The 1,273-nt window shown below is 54.6% G+C and carries 1 rRNA gene; it reads left to right on the forward strand.

Annotated elements, in window-relative coordinates:
- Positions 1–1,273 (forward strand): 23S ribosomal RNA (locus F4V61_RS21960); the annotation flags it as partial.

The raw sequence follows: 1,273 nt of genomic DNA on the forward strand, positions 1-1,273 counted from the left end.
GACGAGGCACTACGGTGCTGAAGCAACAAATGCCCTGCTTCCAGGAAAAGCCTCTAAGCCTCAGGTAACATCAGATCGTACCCGAAACCGACACAGGTGGTCAGGTAGAGAATACCAAGGCGCTTGAGAGAACCCGGGTGAAGGAACTAGGCAAAATGGTGCCGTAACTTCGGGAGAAGGCACGCTGACACGTAGGTGAAGCGGTTTACCCGTGGAGCTGAAGTCAGTCGAAGATACCAGCTGGCTGCAACTGTTTATTAAAAACACAGCACTGTGCAAACACGAAAGTGGACGTATACGGTGTGACGCCTGCCCGGTGCCGGAAGGTTAATTGATGGGGTCAGCGCAAGCGAAGCTCCTGATCGAAGCCCCGGTAAACGGCGGCCGTAACTATAACGGTCCTAAGGTAGCGAAATTCCTTGTCGGGTAAGTTCCGACCTGCACGAATGGCGTAATGATGGCCAGGCTGTCTCCACCCGGGACTCAGTGAAATTGAACTCGCTGTGAAGATGCAGTGTACCCGCGGCAAGACGGAAAGACCCCGTGAACCTTTACTATAGCTTGACACTGAACACTGGTCCTTGATGTGCAGGATAGGTGGGAGGCTTTGAAGTGTGGACGCCAGTCTGCATGGAGCCGTCCTTGAAATACCACCCTTTAATGGCTGGTGTTCTAACGTAGACCCGTGAACCGGGTTGCGGACAGTGTCTGGTGGGTAGTTTGACTGGGGCGGTCTCCTCCTAAAGCGTAACGGAGGAGCACGAAGGTTGGCTAATCCTGGTCGGACATCAGGAGGTTAGTGCAATGGCATAAGCCAGCTTGACTGCGAGCGTGACGGCGCGAGCAGGTGCGAAAGCAGGTCATAGTGATCCGGTGGTTCTGAATGGAAGGGCCATCGCTCAACGGATAAAAGGTACTCCGGGGATAACAGGCTGATACCGCCCAAGAGTTCATATCGACGGCGGTGTTTGGCACCTCGATGTCGGCTCATCACATCCTGGGGCTGAAGTAGGTCCCAAGGGTATGGCTGTTCGCCATTTAAAGTGGTACGCGAGCTGGGTTTAGAACGTCGTGAGACAGTTCGGTCCCTATCTGCCGTGGGCGCTGGAGAACTGAGGGGGGCTGCTCCTAGTACGAGAGGACCGGAGTGGACGCATCACTGGTGTTCGGGTTGTCATGCCAATGGCACTGCCCGGTAGCTAAATGCGGAAGAGATAAGTGCTGAAAGCATCTAAGCACGAAACTTGCCCCGAGATGAGTTCTCCCTGAGACT

It is taken from the genome of Salmonella enterica subsp. arizonae, from assembly GCF_008692845.1.
Taxonomy (GTDB): Bacteria; Pseudomonadota; Gammaproteobacteria; order Enterobacterales; family Enterobacteriaceae; genus Salmonella; species Salmonella arizonae.